This window comes from Nocardiopsis rhodophaea (genome assembly GCF_039530945.1).
GTDB classification, from domain to species: Bacteria; Actinomycetota; Actinomycetes; order Streptosporangiales; family Streptosporangiaceae; genus Nocardiopsis_C; species Nocardiopsis_C rhodophaea.
Genome location: NZ_BAAAPC010000021.1, coordinates 1 through 19836 on the forward strand (window position 1 = coordinate 1; position 19836 = coordinate 19836).

General features: G+C 69.4%; 16 protein-coding genes. 6 read left to right on the plus strand and 10 right to left on the minus strand.

What is annotated here, in order from left to right:
* Positions 1 to 90 precede the first annotated feature (90 nt).
* The 3 genes from ABD259_RS20860 to ABD259_RS20870 all read right to left on the minus strand — a co-directional run bounded on the left by ABD259_RS20860 (position 91) and on the right by ABD259_RS20870 (position 3740).
* Positions 91 to 669 (minus strand): TetR/AcrR family transcriptional regulator, encoded by a 579-nt coding sequence (locus tag ABD259_RS20860; RefSeq protein WP_344105413.1) that lies wholly within the window; start codon positions 667 to 669, stop codon positions 91 to 93.
* A gap of 99 nt (positions 670 to 768) precedes the next feature.
* The gene (locus tag ABD259_RS20865; RefSeq protein ID WP_344105411.1) at positions 769 to 2943 is read right to left on the minus strand and encodes a YhgE/Pip family protein; all 2175 of its coding nucleotides are present in this window, start codon (positions 2941 to 2943) and stop codon (positions 769 to 771) included.
* Positions 2940 to 3740: an ATP-binding cassette domain-containing protein gene (locus ABD259_RS20870; protein WP_344164759.1), complete on the minus strand. Its 801-nt coding sequence runs from the start codon at positions 3738 to 3740 to the stop codon at positions 2940 to 2942. The genes ABD259_RS20865 and ABD259_RS20870 overlap by 4 nt, the downstream gene beginning before the upstream one ends.
* A 250-nt stretch (positions 3741 to 3990) precedes the next feature.
* On the opposite strand from ABD259_RS20870, the gene ABD259_RS20875 reads away from it, so the two are divergent.
* Positions 3991 to 4494, plus strand: a complete 504-nt coding sequence (locus tag ABD259_RS20875) for a nitroreductase family deazaflavin-dependent oxidoreductase (RefSeq protein WP_344105407.1) — start codon at positions 3991 to 3993, stop codon at positions 4492 to 4494.
* Between the two features lie 196 nt (positions 4495 to 4690).
* On the opposite strand, the gene ABD259_RS20880 is transcribed toward ABD259_RS20875, so the two are convergent.
* A complete protein-coding gene (locus ABD259_RS20880) occupies positions 4691 to 6130 on the minus strand; it encodes a GuaB1 family IMP dehydrogenase-related protein (RefSeq protein WP_344164761.1) in 1440 nt (479 codons plus the stop codon).
* Positions 6131 to 6375: 245 nt separating this feature from the next.
* Here ABD259_RS20880 and ABD259_RS20885 point away from each other — a divergent pair, with 245 nt between their 5' ends.
* Entirely contained in the window at positions 6376 to 7368 is a 993-nt protein-coding gene (locus ABD259_RS20885) for a CDP-alcohol phosphatidyltransferase family protein (protein WP_344164764.1), read from the plus strand.
* Between the two features lie 111 nt (positions 7369 to 7479).
* Here the strand turns inward: ABD259_RS20885 and ABD259_RS20890 are convergent, their stop codons facing one another.
* A complete protein-coding gene (locus tag ABD259_RS20890; RefSeq protein ID WP_344105401.1) occupies positions 7480 to 8631 on the minus strand; it encodes an acyltransferase family protein in 1152 nt (383 codons plus the stop codon).
* 544 nt (positions 8632 to 9175) lie between these two features.
* On the opposite strand from ABD259_RS20890, the gene ABD259_RS20895 reads away from it, so the two are divergent.
* Together ABD259_RS20895 and ABD259_RS20900 are read left to right on the plus strand one after the other, a co-directional pair.
* On the plus strand, positions 9176 to 11056 hold the full coding sequence (locus ABD259_RS20895; protein ID WP_344105399.1) for an amidohydrolase: 1881 nt from the start codon (positions 9176 to 9178) through the stop codon (positions 11054 to 11056).
* Between the two features lie 305 nt (positions 11057 to 11361).
* Positions 11362 to 12159, plus strand: a complete 798-nt coding sequence (locus tag ABD259_RS20900) for a M48 family metallopeptidase (RefSeq protein ID WP_344105439.1) — start codon at positions 11362 to 11364, stop codon at positions 12157 to 12159.
* Between the two features lie 43 nt (positions 12160 to 12202).
* Here the strand turns inward: ABD259_RS20900 and ABD259_RS20905 are convergent, their stop codons facing one another.
* Positions 12203 to 14365 carry an elongation factor G-like protein EF-G2 gene (locus tag ABD259_RS20905; RefSeq protein WP_344105396.1) on the minus strand — a complete coding sequence of 721 codons (2163 nt, stop codon included), beginning with the start codon at positions 14363 to 14365 and terminating at the stop codon, positions 12203 to 12205.
* Positions 14366 to 14613: 248 nt separating this feature from the next.
* On the opposite strand from ABD259_RS20905, the gene ABD259_RS20910 reads away from it, so the two are divergent.
* Both ABD259_RS20910 and ABD259_RS20915 read left to right on the plus strand, forming a co-directional pair.
* Positions 14614 to 15669: a CPBP family glutamic-type intramembrane protease gene (locus tag ABD259_RS20910; protein WP_344105393.1), complete on the plus strand. Its 1056-nt coding sequence runs from the start codon at positions 14614 to 14616 to the stop codon at positions 15667 to 15669.
* Positions 15670 to 15823: 154 nt separating this feature from the next.
* Positions 15824 to 16633, plus strand: a complete 810-nt coding sequence (locus tag ABD259_RS20915) for an alpha/beta hydrolase (RefSeq protein ID WP_344105391.1) — start codon at positions 15824 to 15826, stop codon at positions 16631 to 16633.
* Positions 16634 to 16690: 57 nt separating this feature from the next.
* Here ABD259_RS20915 and ABD259_RS20920 read toward each other — a convergent pair whose 3' ends face one another.
* The 4 genes from ABD259_RS20920 to ABD259_RS20935 form a co-directional block, all read right to left on the minus strand.
* Positions 16691 to 17251 carry a barstar family protein gene (locus ABD259_RS20920; RefSeq protein WP_344164767.1) on the minus strand — a complete coding sequence of 187 codons (561 nt, stop codon included), beginning with the start codon at positions 17249 to 17251 and terminating at the stop codon, positions 16691 to 16693.
* A gap of 319 nt (positions 17252 to 17570) precedes the next feature.
* Positions 17571 to 17876: a WhiB family transcriptional regulator gene (locus ABD259_RS20925; RefSeq protein WP_344105386.1), complete on the minus strand. Its 306-nt coding sequence runs from the start codon at positions 17874 to 17876 to the stop codon at positions 17571 to 17573.
* Positions 17877 to 18356: 480 nt separating this feature from the next.
* Complete coding sequence (locus ABD259_RS20930; protein WP_344105437.1) at positions 18357 to 18710, minus strand: ADP-ribosylation/crystallin J1; 354 nt, start codon at positions 18708 to 18710, stop codon at positions 18357 to 18359.
* A gap of 50 nt (positions 18711 to 18760) precedes the next feature.
* Positions 18761 to 19759, minus strand: a complete 999-nt coding sequence (locus tag ABD259_RS20935) for a coiled-coil domain-containing protein (protein WP_344105435.1) — start codon at positions 19757 to 19759, stop codon at positions 18761 to 18763.
* Positions 19760 to 19836 lie beyond the last annotated feature (77 nt).

Consider the following 19836-nt stretch of genomic DNA (forward strand, 5'->3'; position numbering starts at 1 on the left):
AAAGGCCGTGGCTCGGTACCGAGCCACGGCCTTTCGCGCGTATGCGGGCGGAGGGGCGGGGAAGGCGGCCGCGGTTACGCGGCCCGGTCCCTATCGCGTGAGGAAGCCGTCCACCAGTCGGATCAGCGTCGCGTGGATTTCCTCCAACGGGCGATCGGGCTGCAGGGTGCGCCAGTCCAGGGCGACGGTCAGCACCATCCCGAACAGCGCCGAACCCGCCACACCGATATCGAGGTCGTCGGGCAGCTCGCCCGCCTCCACCAGGTCCTCCAACAGGCCGGAGATGACGCCGATGGCCCCCGCCCTAATCTGGCGGACGGTGTCGTACCAGGTCTGGCGGGTCCGCCACGCCTCCGCCATCAGGAGCCGCGCCAGCGACTCGTGGGTGCCGATGAACTCCAGCTCGGTGCGGAGCACGCTGGACAGCGCCTCGCGCGGCGGCCCCACCACCGCCGCGCTCAGGTGGTCGGAGAGCCGCTGGACACCCCACTCCATGAGCGCCGTGTACAGCTCGGCCTTGCCGGAGAAGTTGTAGTAGACCGTACCCTTCGCGACTCCGGCGCGTTCAGCGATCTGGTCCACCGATGTGGCGCCGAAGCCCTGTTCGGAGATCAGCGTGATCGCCGCTTCGAACAGGCGGTGGCGGGTCGCCTCACGCCGTGAGCTCATGGGCCGCTCCTGCGGGGCTGGGGGATGAAGCCGGGTACCCATTATCGGTACTCCCGTCTGGGGCCGCGCCGTACACGCGGCGCGACCCCGCTTGAAGGGTCAGACTTTCAGTGCCGGATAGAGGTCCTTCATGGTCCAGACGCGCTTGCGCGACACCGCGAGCCAGGTCAGCAGCAGCGCCCCGACGAGGTAGGCGGTCAGCACCCCGCAGGCGGTCCAGACAGCCCCCATGTCGCCGCCGCTGATGAGGATGCGCAGCGCCTGCACCACGTGGCTCATCGGCAGGTAGGGGGCGATGGCCTGGAAGAAGCCGGGGCTGGTCTCGATCGGATAGGTGCCGCCCGCCGAGGTGAGCTGCAGCATCAGCAGGATCAGCGAAACGATCCGCCCGGCCGTCCCGAACCGGACGGACGCCCACTGGACCACCGCGCTGTAGGAGGCGACCGTCAGCACAAGCAGCCCGATCACGCCGCCCCAGTACACCGCGTCCAGGCCGAGCGTCAGGTGCAGCGTCGACATCATCACCGCGACCTGGGCGATGCCGATCGCCACCGGCGGCAGCCACCCGGCCAGCGCGACCCGCCATGAGGGCGCCGTGCCCGCCAGACCGCGCTTGGATACCGCGGGCAGCACCATGAACGTCATCATCGCGCCGACCCACAGCGACAGGGCGACGAAGAAGGGGGCGAAGCCGGTGCCGTACTGCGGCGCCTCGTTGGCGACGCTGGAGCTGAGCCGCACGGGCTTGCTCATCATGTCGCCGTTGGTGTCGCGCTTGTCGTCGTCGAATGTGGGGATCGACTCGACGCCGTCCTCCAGGCCGTCGGCGAGCTCGTGCTGCCCGTCCTTGATCTTGCCGATCCCGTCGTCCAGGTCACCGGCGCCCGAGTGCAGCTTGCCGATCCCGTCGTCGAGGTCCTTGATCCCCTTGTGCGCCTTCTTCAGGCCGTCGCGCATGTCCCGGTTGCCCTTGGCCAGCTCGGCAAGACCCTTGTCGAGGTCGTCGACCTCCTTGAGCTTGTCGTCGGCATCGTCCGCGAGCTCGGATGCCTTGCTGGCGGCATCGGAGGCCTCGGCGGCCTCCTTGCTAACCTTGTCGGCCTCCTTCTTCAGCTTGTCGAGCTTGTCCTTGCCGATCAGGACGGTATCGCCGGAACCCCCAGCGCCACCGGACGCGTTGCTTCCGCCGGCCCCGGCGTCCGCAGCGCCCTCGGCGAACTTCTTGCCGTCGGCGAGGAGCTGGTAGAGCTCGGGGTTGTTCTGCTGCAGGTCGGGGTTGGCGTCGAGGTAGGACTGGAAGTCGGAGGGATTCTTCAGTCCGTCCGCTCCCGGCTTGGGCAGCGTCGCGGGGACCTCGGCGTCGGATGAGGCCGCGGTTTCGGCCAGGTCGCTGACCGCGTCGGCCGCTGTCTTGACCTTGTCGGCCCCCTTCTTGACCTTCGGTGCCTTCTCCTTGATTACCGGGACCCACGCGTCGGCGGCCTCGTTGAGCTTGTCGGCCTTCTTCGACACCTGGCTGGAGGCGGTGGTGGCGCCCTCGGCGAGCTTCTTGGAGCCGTCGTAGAGGTCACCGATACCCCTGCGTAGCTGTGCGGAGCCGTCCTTGGCATCGCCGAGGTTGGTGTAGAGCTTGCCCGAGCCGTCCTTGGCGTCGTCGGTGCCGTCGGCCAGCTGCCCGGCGCCGTCGGCCGCCTCCTCGGTCTTGCCGTGGATCTCGTTGAAGCCCAGGAACATGGAGTCGAGGTACTCGCCGGTGGCGTTCTTGCCCGCCGCGGACTGGATCTCCTTGAAGGCCGACTTCATGAGCTGGCGGACGATGTAGCTGTTGGCGTCGTTGTAGTGCGCCTCCAGCATCGCGGGCACCGGCTCGTCGTCGTCCTCGGAGGGGGAGGCGAGGTTGGCGCTGAAGTCCTCGGGGATGGTGAGCGAGACGTAGTAGCGGCCGTCGGCGACGCCGGACGCGGCCTCGTCGGCGTCCACGAGGCGCCAGTCGAGGTCGCCGCCTTCCAGCAGCTCGTCGGTGATGTCCTGCCCGGCGTGGGTCTCCTCGCCGTCCACGGTGACCGGCTCGTCCTCGTTGACCAGGGCGACCGGCAGGTTCTTCATGTTGCCGAACGGGTCCCAGAACGACCACAGGTAGAGCCCCGAGTACAGCAGGGGGATCAGGGCCAGCGCGACCAGCGCGGCAACGGGCAGGGGCGAGCGGAAGAACGACCGCACCGAGAGCCCGCCGAGCCGCAGTGCCGGCAGTATCCGGACCTTCGGGAGCTTCACGCCTTGGTCTCCTTCGTCATCGTCGTCGTGTCGTCGGTGCTTGTTTCGGACCTGTCACGGCCGACCGCGTTGCCGCCCCGGCCGAACAGTCCGCCCATGCTCAGCCGCCGGTGCCGCCCCTGGGGTAGCGGGGGTGGCGGGCCCTCGTCCTCTGGCCGGGTGAGGGGGATGAGGGTGGTGTTGGTGGGGGTGTGGGTGGTGTCGGTTGTGGTGGTGATGATGGTCAGGCCGTGGTCGGCGAGGTGGGTGAGGGTGTCGTAGAGGTGGGTTTGGTGGGTGGGGGAGAGGCCGTGGTCGAGGTTGTCGACGAGGAGGAGGCGGGGTTCGTCGATGAGGGCGAGGGCGATGCCCAGGCGGCGTTTTTCGTTGGTGGTGAGGTCGGTGGTGAGGCGGGTGGTGTCGAGGTCGGCGAGGCCGGCGTTGGTGAGGGCGGCGTTGGTGAGGGCGCGGTTGGCGGGGCGTAGGCGGAGGTAGTGGCGTTCGTTGAGGTGTTCTTGGACGCGGAGGCGGTCGTCGAGGTCGTTGACGCCGTCGGTGAGGCCGAGGGCGGTGATTTGGCGGATGGTGCGGGCTTTGCGGGGGTGGGGGTGGCCGTCGATGGTGAGGGTGCCGTGGGTGGGGGTCATGCGGGCGGCGAGGGTGAGCAGGAGGGCGGTGCGGCCGGTGCCGGATTCGCCGTGGAAGGTGGTGATGGTGCCGGGGCTGGCGGTGAAGGTGATGTCGCTGTAGACGGTGCCTTGGCGGGTGTGTAGTGCGAGGTGTTCGGCTTCGACTCTGGCTCCTGTGGCCCAACGCATCCCCAGTCCCCTTAACGTTTTTGAACTGACTAGTCAGTTCAAAAATAGTACGCCTGAGACCGTGATCGTGGCGCCCGCAAACGTAAGGTGCGACACAGCACTGCCTGTAGGGAGGGGAGTGGGCCAATGGCGATCGTGCGCAAGCGCGGGAGATGGCTGGAATCGGCCAATTCCGCGGGATGTGTTCCCCTGGCAGGCAGAGGCGTCATAGCGTCAAGAGCTATCCCCCTGACCACGGAGGAGTCCCGCTATGCCCCGTCAGCGTCCGCCCGCGCTCGACTCACCGCTCACGACGCGGATCCTGAAGGTCCTGTCGCGCGTGAACACGTTCGTCTATCGGGCCACCGACGGGTACATCGGCGGCACGTTCCCCGCCCGCAGCGGCTCCCCGTCCGGAGTCCCCATATGCCTGCTGACGACCCGGGGGCGCAAGAGCGGCCGACTGCGCACCACGCCGCTGCTCTACCTGAGCGACCCCGCGCCCGAGGGCGAGCGCGTCATCCTGGTCGCCTCCCAGGTCGGCAGGGCGCGCAACCCGATGTGGTTCCGCAACCTCCTGGCGGAACCCACCGTTGTGGTGCAGACCGGTGGCCGCATGCGCCGGATGCGTGCGCGGGTCGCCGATGAACAGGAGCGGGCCGAACTGTGGCCGCGGCTGGTCGAGCTCTACCCCGACTACGACGCCTACCAGTCCTGGACCGACCGGACGATCCCGGTCGTGATCTGCGAGACCGCCGCACACTCGGCTATCTGAGCCGTTCCCGCAGGCTCCGTGCGCGGGGTCGCTGCGCACCCGGTGCGGCCGTCCACGTCACCGGGAACGCGGGAGGGGAGCCCCCGAGATCGACTGGGGACTCCCCTCCGCGGGAATGTCGGCCGGACGCGCATTCTCCCGCGCCCGGCCGTGGCGGTCTCGGTTCTTCGCGAACCTCTGTTGTGACCGAGCCGGACTACCAGCCGCTCGGCGTCGGCTTGCCCTCGCTGTAGCCGGCGGCGCTCTGCACACCAACGGTGGCGCGCTCGTGGAACTCCTGGAGCGTCGTCGCGCCGGCGTAGGTCATCGAGCTGCGTACGCCCGCGATGATGTCGTCCAGCAGGTCCTCCACGCTCGGACGCTCGGCGTCGAGGTACATCCGCCCAGAAGAGATGCCCTCCTCGAACAGCGCCTTGCGCGCGCGCTCGAACGGGGAGTCCTCCGAGGTCCGCAGCTTGACGGCGCGGGCCGACGCCATGCCGAAGCTCTCCTTGTACAGGCGGCCCTGCGCGTCGCGCATGACGTCGCCCGGGGACTCGTAGGTCCCGGCGAACCAGGAGCCGATCATCACGTTGGACGCACCGGCGGCCAGCGCCAGAGCGACGTCGCGGGGGTGCCGCACGCCGCCGTCGGCCCACACCGACTTGCCCAGCTCGTGCGCTGCCGCAGCGCACTCCAGAACGGCCGAGAACTGCGGGCGGCCCACCGCCGTCATCATCCGCGTGGTGCACATGGCGCCCGGCCCCACGCCGACCTTGACGATGTCGGCTCCGGCCTCGATGAGGTCGCGGGTGCCCTCGGCGGTAACGACGTTGCCGGCCACGATCGGCACCTGCGGATCCAGCGCGCGCACCTTGCCCAGCGCGCTGATCATCTTCTCCTGGTGGCCGTGTGCGGTGTCGATGACCAGGGCGTCGGTCCCGGCCTCCAGCAGCTCCTTGGCCTTGCCCGCCACGTCGCCGTTGATGCCGATGGCGGCGGCGACGCGCAGCCGCCCATTGGCGTCCAGCGCCGGCTGGTAGATGGTGGAGCGCAGCGCTCCGGTGCGGGTGGACACACCGACCAGCGCGCCCTCGGGGTCGACCACCGGCGCCAGGTGGTGCCGGAAGTCGTGCAGCGTTCCGAAGGCCTCCTTCGGGTCGGTGCCCGCCGGGATCGTCAGCAGATCGGTGGCCATCACCTCGTGCAGCTGGGTGAAACGGTCGACGCCCAGGCAGTCGTCCTCGGTGACCACGCCGACCGGGTGCCGCTGGTCGTCGATGACGATGACGGCGTCGTGCGCCCGTTTGGGCAACAGGTTCAGCGCGTCGCCGACGGTGTTGTCCGGGCGGAGCGTGATCGGGGTGTCGATGACCAGGTCACGCTGCTTGGTCCAGCTGATGACCTCGGCCACGACGTCGATCGGGATGTCCTGCGGGATGACGGCGATCCCGCCGCGGCGGGCGATTGTCTCGGCCATGCGACGGCCCGCCACCGCGGTCATGTTCGCGACTACGATGGGGATGGTCGTGCCAGTGCCGTCGTGCGAGGCGAGATCCACGTCCAGCCGGGATCCCACGGCCGACCGCCGGGGGACCATGAACACGTCACTGTAGGTCAGGTCATGGTCGGGAACCTGGTTGTTCAGAAAGTGCACGCCTGCTACCTCGGTCGATGCCGTTCGGGGCGGACGGTGCCAAGTTCCACTCGAATGAGTGGATACCTGGTCGAACCCCCTCTTACCTACCCATTATTGCCGCACCGATTAGCCCAGGTGACACGTCGTCTGGAATGATCGTCGGCTGACACCCTTACCCTCCCCTCCTTGTGGACCGTGAGCGACCACCCTGCGTCGTCGAAATTCGACACGCGGCACCGGATGGGAGTTCCGCAGGAGATGACATGACGAGCTTCACACTCGCGGACGTCCGTGAGCGCACATACAAGAGCCGCGATGCCTGGTGGACGGTCTTCCTTGTCGACCCGCTGGCATCCCGGCTGGTGGTGTGGACCGCCAACCGCACGAACATCACGCCGAACCAGATCACGTTCGGCGCGGGCGTGCTGGGGCTGGGCTCCGCCGTGTGCTTCGCGCTCGCCGACTGGCCGTGGCTGGTGCTCGGCGCGCTGCTGTTCCACCTGAGCTTCGTGCTCGACTGCATGGATGGCAAGATCGCCCGGCTGAAGGGCAACGGCTCGGTCTTCGGGGCGTGGGTGGACTTCGTTTTCGACCGCATCCGCTTCTTCGGCTGCATGCTGGCGCTGCTGGTCGGCCAGTGGGCGGCCACGGGTGAGGCCGCCTACCTGATCCTGGCACCGGTGGTGATCTTCCTCGACCTGTTCCGTTACCTCAACGGGGGGCAGGTGGCCAAGACCCGGCAGGCGATGCGGGAGAAGCTGCGCGCCGCCGCCGAGGGCCGGCCCGTGGACGGCGCGGTCGACGATCCGGAGAGCACCGAGACGGCCGAGACCCCCCAGGACGGCTCGGAGGACCGCGAGGGCGCCCCGGTCGTCTTCATGGAGGAGGTGCTGCGGGATAACCCCCAGCTCAAGGCCGATGAGGTGCGCTCCGGCGCCCACCCGGCCGGGGCCAAGATCATCGACGTGCACCAGGGGTTCAGCCGGAAGTTCGCGTGGTACGAGCGGGTACGCGACGCCTTGCTGCGCAGCCGGGTCCGCCCCCACCTGTTCAGCGGAATCGAGTTCGAGATGTTCGTCTGCGTCGTCGCGCCGCTGACCGCGCTCATCTCACTGGTGGCGCCGCTGAGCAGCCTCGTCATCCCGGTGGCCGTCCTCGCCTGCCTCGGGCTCGCGGCCTTCGAGGTCATCATCGTCTACAAGCTGTGGCTGGCCACCCGCGACTTCACCAGGGAGCTGGCGAAGCTGCAGGGCTGACCGCCGAGGCGCCGCCTCGGGGAGGCCCGCGGCGTCCGGTGCGACCGTCGGATCGAGGAGAAGGCCGCGTGGAATCCACGCGGCCTTTCGCCATGGAGGGGCCCCGTTGGGTCAGGAGGCGGCGCGCGCCCGGGAGCGCGTGGTTCCGGACAGTAGTCCGGCCTGGGTTTCGGAACCGGTCGCCCTGTCATCCCGGCGTAGGGACCACTCGGCCGCGGGCTCCACGGCCCATCGGGTGGCCCTCCGCACCCACGGGGAGCACAGCGCCAGCGTGATGGGGATCGACACCAGGAAGTTGACCGCGAAGGAACCGTGCGGGCCGAACACCGCGTTGGAGTACTCGTACCAGCCGAACTGGTCGGCGATCCGGATCACCAGGCCGTGCAGCAGGAAGACGTACATGGTGAGCGCGCCCAGCCCGGTGAACCGGGTGGTGCGGCGCGGCGTGAGGGACAGCAGCGCCGCGGTAAGCGCGAATGCGAGCACCAGGAAGAGGACGCGGCCGGGCAGCCCCACCGGCAGGATGTCGACGTCGCGGTCGGCCAGGCTCTCCCGCCAGTAGACCCACTCCCGGCTCACCTGCTCCAGGTAGACGTAGCACAGGATGAACGTCGCGACCATGAGCGCGGCGCTGGAGACCCGCACCCAGGTGGTTGTGAGCAGGTCGAAGTGGCGCTTCTCCAGGAGCAGGCCACCGACGAAGAACGGCAGCAGGCTGATGATCCGGGAGATGCCGAGCGCGTCACCGGTCACGGCGAGGCCGCCGAACAGCGAGATCGCGATCGCGACGGTGAACGGCCAGCGGAGCCGCTTCCACAGCGGCACCGTCAGCCGCCACACGAACAGCGCGGCAAGGAACCAGGTCAGCCACAGGGGTTCGAGCGGACCGTCGGGTAGGCCGCGCTCGGCGGTGAGGGACTGCACCGCGTAGATTCCCCAGAAGATGAGGTAGGGCGCCGCGACCGTCGTCAGCAGGCGGTCGATGCGCCGCGCGGAACCGTCGAACGACCGCGACAGATACCCGCTGATCAGGGCGAACGCAGGCATGTGGAAGAGGTAGATCCAGAAGTAGACCGTGTTGGCCTCGCGGGTGTCGGTGGTCGGCTCGATGACGTGGCCGATGACCACCAGCAGGATCAGCAGGAACTTCGCGTTGTCGAGCAGGGCGTCGCGTTTGGGCGGCCGTGGACCCGGCGGCCGCTCCCGGGGCGGGTCGGCGATGTGTGCGTCGAGTTCGGACGGGCGTGTCGAGGTTGAGGCCACTGGTGTGTCTCCAAGTCACCGGATATCGGGGCTGTGGGGACGTGCCGGGCACGTGCGTGGCCACCGGTCCTCCTCGGCACGGAGCGGGGGGCGTGCCGCTGCCCTCGCAATGGGCAGGACGGTGTGGGTGTCGGGGCCGATGGCCGAAGCCTGAGAATTCGCTGTGAGCCCTGAGACGGGACATTACCGTTACCGGGCGAATCAGGCCATGTCCTGAGGTGATCTGTCGCGCGTCATCGGTGATGGATGCCGCTCTGGCGGGCATTGGGGCGGCTACGACCGTCCACCCCCGGTTGCTTCTCCCCGCAAGGGATAACGCTAGTTGGCGGCCGCCGTGGGCGGGGGAAAGCTGGGTGATTGCTCAGGGTTCTCTCAGTTTCCGCGGGCCGTGAATCGGGCGTTTCCCGGCATGGCGGGCGCAATGGGGCGGCATGGCGGGAGTTTGAGATTCGCCAGGGCGAGCGAGAGAATCAGCGCGGCGGACGTCCGCCGGTGACGTGGCCGGACACCCCCCGGCCGCCTGCCGAACCGATGGAAGAAGGCGGTGGAAGCAGTGCCGCGAGCGGTCGATCCACAACGCGTCGCCCAACACGGCGGTGTGGTCATGCGACTCGTCGAGGAGATCTTTCCTCTGGTGGAAGGGTTCTACGTCGACCTGCACAAGAACCCGGAGCTCTCGCACGCCGAGTACCGGACCGCGAATTCGGTGGCCGAGTGGCTCACCCGTTCCGGATTCGAGGTCCACACGGGCATCGGTGGCACGGGTGTCATCGGCCTCCTCCGCAACGGCGACGGTCCGACGGTCATGCTGCGCGCCGACATGGACGCGCTGCCCATGGAGGAGAAGACCGGGCTGCCCTACGCGAGCACCGCACGCGGGACCGATGCCGACGGCAACGAGGTCCCGGTCATGCACGCCTGCGGCCACGACGCGCACACCGCGTGCCTCGTGGGCGCCGCCGACCTGCTCGCCGAGGCGCGCGACCACTGGCGGGGCACGCTGATGGTCGTCGCCCAGCCGGCGGAGGAGACGATCGACGGCGCGGCCGCCATGGTGGCCGACGGCCTGTACCCCCGGTTCGGGCGCCCCGACGTCGTGCTGGGCCAGCACATCGGCCCGCAGCCGGCCGGGATGGTCACCCACCGGGAGGGTGTCCTCATGGCCGCCAGCGAGGCGATCGGCGTGCGCGTCTTCGGAACCGGCGGACACGCCTCGCGGCCCGACGCCGCCGTCGACCCGGTGGTGCTGGCCGCGAACATCATCACCCGGTTGCAGACGGTCGTCGCGCGGGAGATCAGCCCGAGCGAGATGGCGGTCGTGACGGTCGGCATGGTGCGTGCCGGGACGAAGTGCAACATCATCCCCGATGAGGCGTACCTGGAGATCAACACCCGCGCGTTGAACGGGGCCGTGGCCGATCGGCTGCGCGCGGCGATCGAGCGCATCGTGCGGGCCGAGGCCATGGCGTCGGGCGCGCCGCGGGAGCCCGAGATCACCGTGATGCAGGCGGCCGGGGTGACGGCGAACGACCCCGACCACACCCGCGACGTCGCCGCCGCGCACCGCGCGTACTTCGGTGACGGCTACGTCATCGACCTGCCCGAGCCGGTGACCGGCAGCGAGGACTTCGGCGTCTTCGGGCTGCCCGGTGACCCGGAGCCGATCCCCTACGTCTACTGGTTCGTCGGCTCGACCCCGCACGACGTGTGGGCGGCGGCGCCGGGCGACACCCCCTACGAGAAGCTGGCGGGGGTGCCGAGCAACCACTCGCCGTTCTTCGCCCCGGACCGCGAGCCCACGCTGCGGGCCGGACTGGCCGCGCTGACCATCGGCGCCCTCACCTATCTCGGCCGGGCGGAGGACGCCGTGCCGACCGGGGGGCAGCGGGCGTTCCAGATCGACGGCGCACAGCCGCACGTCGTTCCGGACGGCGCGCCCCTCGCCGAGCCGTCCCTCCCGACCGCCGCCGCGGCGGCGCCGGAACCGTCCGAACCGCACGTTGCGCCCTTCGCGTCGGAATCCGGCCTTGAGGGGGGTACCGATGGCGGCGTGCCCCGCGAGAACACCGGTGCGTCCACGCGTTCGGCGGACGTGGACGCGCTGCGTGAGGAGACCGGCGAGGACCGGACCTACCAGGACGTGGAGGAATCCACCCGGCAAGGGGACATGGCGGAGCCGATGCCCGACGAGGACCCCGACTTGTCCCCGGCACCGCCGCAGGGCGACCCCGTGGCGGCTCCGCCGCCCGAGGGCGCGCCGATCTCCGCGCCTCCGCCCCCTCCGGGCGCGACACCCTACATCCCGGGCACCTACGTGCCGGACGGCCGCCCGGCCCCCGGTGACGCCTACGATCCGCGGCCCTACGAGCAGCCGCCCGAGCCCGGCCAGGACCCGCCGCGCGAGGATCCTCCCTTCCGGCTCTGAACCCCAAAATTCCCGCCCGCGGATGTCTCCTCGGCCCGACGGCCGTGGGGACATCCGGCTTTTCAGCGCGCCCGGAGGGTGCGGTCCCGGCCCCGGCCCGGCGGTTCGCGGCCCGGGGTCACCGGCACCGAGCGGAATCGGCCCGCACGCCCTCCGCGTTCCCGCCCCCTCAGGACAGGACACACAGCGGCGCGGTCGTCGTTGCCCTCGGAGGGCCGCCAGGGGGCCGGTGCCACACCGGCCCCCTGCCCTCGCGATCGCCACCGCGGAGGACGGTACCGATGTTCCGCCACCACAATGGGCGGATGGGGTGGGTCTCGTGGGGAAATCGGCGTCGCCGACGGGATTTGCGACATCCGCGAGAGAACCTGTTCCTGGGGATATGTGTGGCGGTCACCGTGCTGGCGGTCGTGGGGGCCGTGAACCGGTCGCTCGGCGGGGACGGCGGCCAGCCGCTGCTTCTGCTCAGCGTGCCGGGAGCGGTCTTCTTCGCGCGCGGGATCCTCTATGCCCGGCAGCGATCCGACGGGGTGCGCATCTCCGAGAACCAGTTCCCCGAGGCGCACCGCATGGTGGTCGACGCCGCGCGGGAGCTCGGGCTGCCGCGCGTCCCCGACGCCTACGTGGTGCTCGGCAACGGGCGGCTCAACGCGTTCGCCTCCGGCCACGGCTTTCGCCGGTACGTCGCCATCACCAGTGACCTGTTCGAAATCGGCGGCCGACTCCGGGACCCCGACGCGCTCCGCTTCGTCATCGGCCACGAGGTCGGCCACATCGCGGCCGGGCACGCCTCCTACTGGCGGCAGTTCGGGGTGTCGGTCGCCAACGTCATCCCGGGGATCGGGATGACGCTCAACCGCGCCCAGGAATACACCGCCGACAACCACGCCTACGCGTTCTGCCCGGAGGGCGTGGAAGGGCTGCGGGTCCTCGCCGCCGGCAAGTACCTGTACCGTCACGTCGACTTCGCGGACATCGCCGACCGGGCCGGTACCGACCAGGGCTTCTTTGTGATGCTGGCGAACCTCCTGTCCAGCCATCCGGTGAACACGTGGCGGTTCCACGCTCTGCGCGACCGGTCCCGCCCCGGCCGCGTGCTGTGACGGCCGCCGGCGTGCGCGTGCGCGGTGCGTCGCCGCCCCCTGATTACGCGCTGGCGTGCTCCTCCTCCCGGAACTTCTCCGCGAGCTGCGGCGGCAGGGGCTCGTGCCGCAGGTAGCGGCGGTTGAACGAGCCGGTGCCGTGCGAGATGGAGCGCAGGTCGATGGCGTAGCGGGTGATCTCCAGCTGGGGCACCTCGGCGCGGATCAGGGTGCGCCCGTTCTCCACGGCCTCGGTCCCGATGACCCGGCCCCGGCGGGCCGACAGGTCGCTCATCACCGCCCCCATGTACTCATCGGCGACCAGCACTGTCACCTCGTCCACGGGTTCGAGCATCGACGTCTTCGCGTGCTCGGCCGCGTTCTTCAGCGCCAACCGCCCCGCCTTCTGGAACGCCATGTCGGAGGAGTCCACCGAGTGCGCCTTGCCGTCGTACAGGGTGACCCGGATGTCCACCAGCGGGTAGCCCGACTTCACGCCGTGTTCCATCTGGGAGCGCACGCCCTTCTCCACCGAGGGGATGAACTGGCGCGGCACCACACCGCCGACGATCTTGTCGACGAACTCCAGCCCTGACCCCGACGGCAGCGGCTCCACCTCGATCTTGCAGATGCCGTACTCGCCGTGCCCGCCGCTCTGCTTGACATTGCGGCCCATCCCCTGGGCCGGGACCGCGAAGGTCTCCCGGAGCGGGATGCGCACCTCGTCGGTTTCGACGCGGACACCGTAGCGTTCGCGCAGGCGGTCGAGCGCCACGTCCAGGTGGGCCTCGCCCGTGCACCACAGCACCATCTGGTGGGTCTCCGGGTTGACCTCGACGCGCAGGGTCAGGTCTTCCTGCGACAGTCGGGAGACCGCCTGGGAGAGCTTGTCCTCGTCGCTCTTGGCGGCGGCGCGCACCGCCACCGGGAGCAGCGGCTCGGGGAACGACCAGGGCGGCATGCGCAGCGGGCGCTCCTTGTCGGAGAGCGTGTCGCCGGTCTCGGCTCCGGTGAGCTTGGCGACCGCGCAGATGTCGCCCGCGATGACCTCGCCGCACGGCTCGTTGTTCTTGCCCATCGGGATGGACAGCGCGCCCATGCGCTCGTCGACGTCGTGGTCGTCGTGCCCGCGGTCGGCCAGGCCGTGCCCGCAGACATGGACGACGGCGTCCGGGCGCAGCGTGCCGGAGAAGACGCGCACCAGGCTGACCCGGCCCACGTAGGGGTCGCTGGCGGTCTTGACCACCTCGGCCAGCAGCGGGCCGTCGGGGTCGCAGCTCAGCCCCGTGACGGGCTTGCCGTCCACGGTGGTCACATCGTCGGGGAGCGGCCGCTCGACCGGCGACGGGGTGGAACGGGGCAGCTCGTCGAGCAGCTCCTGGATGCCGATGCCGTGGGTCGAGGAGATCGCGAGCACGGGATGGAATCCGCCCCGGGCCACGGCCGCCTCCAAATCGGTGATGAGCATTTCGGGGTCGAGTTCGGCGCCCTCCATATAGCGATCCATGAGCGTCTCGTCCTCGCTCTCCTGGATCACCCCCTCGATCAGCGCGTCGCGCATGGCGTCGATCTCGCCGTCGAGATCCGCGGGCGGCTCGCTCTCGGTCCGCTTCGGCCCGGAGTGGTCGTAGTAGCGCTGGGAGATCAACCCCATCAGGCCCCGCACGGTGCGCGCGTCGCCCTCACCGGAGTACACGGGGACGTAGGCGGGAAGGACACCGTCGCCGAAGGCGGCCTGGCATTCCTGCACGGTGCCCGCGAAGTCGGCGCGGTGGTGGTCGATCTTGGTGATCGCGACGGCGCGCGGCATGCCGATGGCCGCGCACTCGTCCCACAGCAGGCGGGTGCGGCCGTCGACGCCTTCGAGGGCCGAGATGACGAACAGCGCGGCGTCGGCCGCGCGCAGCCCGGCGCGCAGATCGCCCACGAAGTCGGCGTAGCCGGGTGTGTCCAGCAGGTTCACCTTCACGTTGCCCGAGCGGATCGGGGCCACCGCGAGGTTGACCGAGCGCTTCTGCCTGATCTCCACATCGTCGTAGTCGCTGACCGTCGTGCCCTCTTCGACCCGCCCGGCTCGGGAAATGGTGCCGGAGGCGTGCAGCAGGGCCTCCATCAGCGTCGTCTTTCCGGCTCCGGAATGGCCGACCAACACAACGTTGCGTATGCCCGTTGGTCGATCGGCCTTGAGTGCCCTGCCGGTGGTCGCTGGACCGGATTTGTCCGCCATGCTTCCCAACCTTCTTCCTTCGGCTCCCATGCGGATGACGCCGGCGGTCCGCGTCGAGTGTGACGCGGGACACTCTCTACCGTCACCTTTCACGGCGGATATCACAAGGGGTCAGGTGGGGAAACGGGGGGTAACACAGGGTACGGTGGCGGTGGCGAAGCGGCTGGGGGTGCGGGGGCGCCGGAAAACGCGAGAGCGGCATGACCAGAATGGGCGTGGCGGCCGTCCCAATCTCTTAGGCTGTGGCCGTGCCGTGGTCCGAGAGCATTCCCCAATTCAGTCTTGTCGCGATGATCCTCGGGATCGTTCTGGTGGCGTACGCCGCCATTGGCGAGCCGGTTCTGGGACGCTACGCCTACGCCTGGCTACGCCGCCGTCGCGAGACCGAATCCAGCGCGCTGGTCCGGTTCTACGGCCTGACCATCGCGATCCAGTGGCTGTGGATCACGCTCGTCGTCGCGATCCTCGCGCTCTCGCCCTCACTGAACCTCGCCGACCTCGGCCTGCGCGCGCCGGACCAGTGGGGTCCGCTGCTCGCCGCCATCGTCGGCTTCGCCGTGTCAGGGGCCGTGATCTGGCTGATCAGCCGGAACAAGGGCGGCGCGAGGAAGAAGGGCAAGGGGCGGGGTCGGCGGCGCGGTCCCGCGGCCTCCGAGCCCGACGCCCCCGCCGGTGACGCGCCGGACCCGGGGTACGGGTACGACGCGCCCTACGGCATCGGCCCAATCCCGTCAGCTGGACGCGACTCCGCTTCCGACCACCGTCCCGAGGACGGTCCGGGCTACCCGGAGTACTCCGGCCCCCAGCGGCCCGCGATGCCGGCCCCCGGCGCCGAGGCGATCGAGGCCCTGACCCCGCGCACGGCCGCCGAGCGGCGGCTGGCCGGCGCCCTGGCCGTGACCGCGGGCATCGGTGAGGAGCTGCTCTACCGCGGTCTGTTCATCGCCCTCGGCGTGAGCTTCGGTCTGCCGGTGTGGGCGGCGGCGATCGTCTCGTGCGTGCTCTTCGCGGTCGCCCACCTCTACCAGGGGTGGTGGGGACTGGTCGGCCCCGGCCTGGTCGGTGTGCTGTTCACGATCGTCTACCTGGGAACGGGAAGTCTGGTCATCCCGATCCTGCTGCACATCCTCATCGACGTCCGCGGTCTGCTTTTCCCGGGTGACCGCGGAGGCACGAGTGGCGGCCGCGGCCCCGGCCGGAGGAGCGGCCACCGCGGCCGCGGCCGGACAGCCGACCCGGGCGCTGTTCGGCGGGCCGCCCGGTCCGGCGGCGGTCGGCGACGGCGCGGTGCGTCGTCCCGGTGAGGCGTGGCGCGGGCGCCCGGACGGGGCGGGCGCGGACGAAGCGGAACCCCGTGTCTCCGCTGCGGTGACGGACGCGCCAGTAGTGCCTTCCCTACTGGGGAAACACGTGCGTCCTTCCGTGCTTCGGGAATGGGCGATCATGCAGGATGGTGGGGTGTCCGACGCCCTTTCAGAATTCACCCCACGGTCTCGCCCCGAGCGTCAACAGCTGACCACCCCTGACGGGGTCCGCCTCGATTCCGTACTGATTCGCGCAGAGGCGCGAGCGACACGCGACACGGCGGTCGTCCTCGCCAATGGATTCACCGGCACGTGGCGCAGCCCCGACACCAAGATGATCGCCTCCCGGATGCTCCCGGTGGGCGATGTCATGACCTTCGATTTCCGCGGCCACTACGCCTCGACGGGAGCGAGCACGGTCGGCAACCACGAAGTCGACGACCTGCAGGCGGTCATCGAGCACCTGCGGGGCCTCGGCTACGCGGCCATCGCCACCGTCGGCTTCTCCATGGGAGCCGCCGTCGTCGTGCGCCACGCCGGACTGTTCGGCGGCGTGTCGGCGGTCGTCGCGGTGAGCGGACCCAGCCAGTGGTTCTACCGGGGAACCACCCGGATGCGGCTGCTGCATTTCGGCGTGGAGCGACCGCTGGGACGCTGGTTCCTGCGCGTCGCCCGCCAGGTCCGGGTCACCGACCAGGAGTGGGACCCCATGCCACAGGACCCGGTCGAACTCGCCCCCAGGGTCGCCCCGGCCCCGCTCCTGGTCGTCCACGGGGACCGGGACAGCTATTTTCCCCTCGTCCACGCCCACCGCATCCACGACGCCGCCCGCCACCCCAAGGAACTGTGGATCGAACCGGGCATGGGCCACGCCGAACGCTCCCTCACCCCGCGGAGAGCCGAACGCATCGCCGAATGGCTCACGGCTAACCAGGCCGCGGTCCACCCGTCGGAGACCGGCTGACACGCGCGATCGCGATGTATGACACCCGCTGTCGCGGCGCTCGGCGCGGGCCGCGCTTCACTCCTCGTAGGAGACGGTGGGTTGCTCCGGGTCACCGGCGGTGCGAGCGAGGTACTCATCGAGGATTCGCCGCAGCATACGGGCGTCTCGGGGGACGGTCGTCTCCAGATGGCGCCATCCGACAAACCGGATGGCGGCCGGGAGCTGGACCAGGCCGGTGATCGCATCCCAGAAGGCATCCCAGTTCATGCCGTACATGTCGGGGAAGTCGAGTTCCCGCTTGAGGAGCCGGTGAAGGTCGCGTCCGCTGGTCACGCCGCTCAGGTCGATGGTCGTCCTGATCTCGGTGGGGCTGTCCGTATAGGTGACGATCGCCTCCGGGTGCCGTTCCCGGTGCTCATCGATGAGCGCGCGGAGTTCGCGGGCCCCAACGGGGCATTGCGCGCGGAATTCGCCCCATCCGGTGAAGTGGATCTCCTGGGGCGGTGCGGCGGCCTTCGCGAGTAGGGCGCGGAACTCCGCGAGTGAACGCGGACGGATCGAGCGGGTTTGGAACCCTCGCGTGAGTGCGTGAAGCAACTCGTGCGGCGTGGATTCATCGGAGAGGTCAAGGATCAATGAATGGCTTCTTGTGTCGCGTCTCGTTGTTTCCGGTCGGGCGCCCGCCAGGGTACTCGCCCGACGTCATGGCCGATGACGTGGGGCGTTGACGTCGGAGCGCGGACCATGGCCCGCCGGTAACCGGACAGAGAGGCGCCAATCGGACCCGGTAGAGGCACGGGAATGGCGGCCACGTGACCGAGTGTGGCCGTCTCTTCGAGAAACCATGCGGCCCGTACGAACGTGTGAGTAGCATCTGAACTGCTGGGCGGCGCGGATCGCTCATAAGGCGAGGCCGTCCCCACCACTCCCGGGGACGGCCTCCACACCACGACGACTAGGCGAGAAGCTGCCGCTCCGTTTCGGAGTTCTGCTCGTAGGCATCGCGCGCGTTCGAAAGGAGGTTCTGCCACGAATCGACATCCGGCCGTCGGCGCAGCAGGGCCCGGCGCTCGCGTTCGGTCATGCCCCCCCACACACCGAACTCGACGCGGTTGTCCAGCGCGTCGGCCAGGCATTCGGTGCGCACCGGGCACCCCCGGCAGATGAGCTTGGCCCGATTCTGGGCGGCTCCTTGGACGAACATGGCGTCAGGGTCCGTCTCCCGGCACAGACCCCTACCAGCCCAATCCCTATTCCACATGTTGCCCCACTCCCAAGATCAGCATGTGAGTCTTGTAGGTACTGCCGACGGGCGCGGTCGTCGGCATCGGGGGAGGGAGAGAGTTCGGCGGACGGTGCCACTCGCGGAGCACGAACAGAAGCCGGTACTTCGCGGGCCGCTCATTTCGGCCTACTGTGTCCCTCCTCACCGCTGGGGTCGAAACTACGGATCGTCGAGCTGCGCCGACAGGCCCCATTGGGCCCATTTCTGATATAGCCCAGGTGGGCCATTGCGATCCGCTGAATGAGTCATGAAGACTGCGCGGAGCGTCACGTACTTAGACGTATGTGTGACTGGGCTGGTCTGAGACGGTGCGAGGAACGGCAGACGAGGCGAAGAGAACACGCCGCCGATCCGATCCGAGAATGGGGTCGGATCGGAACCCTGATCCACCCTGGCCCCTACACGGCTCTGAACCCCACACAGGCGTGCGGGCCGCGGCATAGCCGCGGCCCGACATCATTCTTGCGGGCGGAACTCCCGAACAACCTCGATCCGTCCCACGATGTGGTCGTTGAACTCGGTGAGTTCGTCGGCCGGGACCCACAGTTCCAGAATCGTGCGGCCGCCGGCCTGGCGTACCGGGTAGCGCCGGAGAAACTCGGTCTCCATCTCGAAACGGGTCACATATCCGGCGCCATCGTGCTTCACGTTCCAGTCGCGGGCGATCCGGACCGCGTACTCCTCGGTGAGTACGGGGTAGAAGATCGGCTGCCCGGGAAGGCGCGGGGGCCACGTGCGCCAGCCGGAGGCGCGCACGAGGTCCAGCTCCTTGGGGCCGGTGGGCCGCCAAAGCGTCGTTGTGAGGCCCACCCGCTCCTCGCGGGTGTCGTCAAAAGCGTCCACGGTGGTCCCGCCGTCGATCAGAACGACGAGACGTGCACGTGGTCGTAGTGGTTCTCGGTGACGCTGCCGCGGTCGTTCATCGGCTTCCACCCGGCGCCCGGGTTGCGGGAGTCCCAGATCTTCTGCTCCCAGATGACGTATTTGACGCCCAGGCGGCCGGCGTGGTTCTTGGCGTACTCGGCGATCTGCTGGCCCTTCTGCTGGTTTGCAGAGGAGGGGTAACTGCCGCCGGCGCTCATCATGAAGTCGCAGGCCTGGCCGGAGCCGTGGTCGTCGTTGCTGCTGCGGCGGCAGCCGACCGGGTAGGGAGCGCCGAACCTGCCGATGATCTCGTCGCGGATCGCGGCCATGCGCGGGGTCGCGCCGTCGAAGCCCCAGCCGCGGGCGCTCGCCGGGACGGATCCGGTGCCACCGCCGCTTGCTGCGCTGTCGTCGGCCGGCGGCTTGGGGACCCGCTCTTCCTTGTACTTCTCGATCCGCTTCTTGATCTCGTCGCGCTGCTCGTTCAGGCCGTCGATGACCTTCTTGGCCTCTTTGAGCTCCTTCTCGGCCTTTTTCGACGCCTCCTCGCGCTTCTTCTTCAACGCGTTGAGGTCCTTGAGGCGCCCGCTGTGCGTCTGCGCGATCTGGCTGATCACCGCCGCGTCGTCCAGCATGCCGTCGGGCTCGCGGCTCAGCACGACCTCCACGACCGGGTCCACACCGGAGCCCTTGTACTGCGCTGCGGCGATGCCGGAGACGTCGTCGCGCGCCTTCGCGAGATCGGCGTCGGCCTTCTTCAGGGCCTTCTCCGCCTTTTCCGCGTTGTCCTTGGCGTCCTCGTACTGGATGAGGTCGCCCGCGTACTCGTCTTCGAGCTTCTCGGCCCGCTCGTTGAGCTCTTCGAGGCTGAGCTCCTCGTCCTTGGGGTCGGCGTAGGACGCCGTGGGGGTCAGGAGGGCCACCGCCGCGGTAAGGGCGACTCCGGCGAGCAGCCGCACCGGACGGCGCGCAGGACGTGGGGAGTTGTTGTGCATTCGAGTCAAGGGGTCGCTCCGTGGACGGACCTGTGGCCCCGCCCGGGGGTTGTGGTGTGGGCGGTTCGAGGGTTTGA

Excerpts from the sequence above, each read along its gene's own strand:
- ABD259_RS20925 (WP_344105386.1), bottom strand. The coding sequence starts at position 17,876 with ATGTGGAATAGGGATTGGGCTGGTAGGGGTCTGTGCCGGGAGACGGAC.
- ABD259_RS20875 (WP_344105407.1), top strand. The coding sequence starts at position 3,991 with ATGCCCCGTCAGCGTCCGCCCGCGCTCGACTCACCGCTCACGACGCGG.
- ABD259_RS20885 (WP_344164764.1), top strand. The coding sequence starts at position 6,376 with ATGACGAGCTTCACACTCGCGGACGTCCGTGAGCGCACATACAAGAGC.
- ABD259_RS20860 (WP_344105413.1), bottom strand. The coding sequence starts at position 669 with ATGAGCTCACGGCGTGAGGCGACCCGCCACCGCCTGTTCGAAGCGGCG.
- ABD259_RS20905 (WP_344105396.1), bottom strand. The coding sequence starts at position 14,365 with ATGGCGGACAAATCCGGTCCAGCGACCACCGGCAGGGCACTCAAGGCC.
- ABD259_RS20935 (WP_344105435.1), bottom strand. The coding sequence starts at position 19,759 with ATGCACAACAACTCCCCACGTCCTGCGCGCCGTCCGGTGCGGCTGCTC.
- ABD259_RS20870 (WP_344164759.1), bottom strand. The coding sequence starts at position 3,740 with ATGCGTTGGGCCACAGGAGCCAGAGTCGAAGCCGAACACCTCGCACTA.
- ABD259_RS20900 (WP_344105439.1), top strand. The coding sequence starts at position 11,362 with ATGGGGTGGGTCTCGTGGGGAAATCGGCGTCGCCGACGGGATTTGCGA.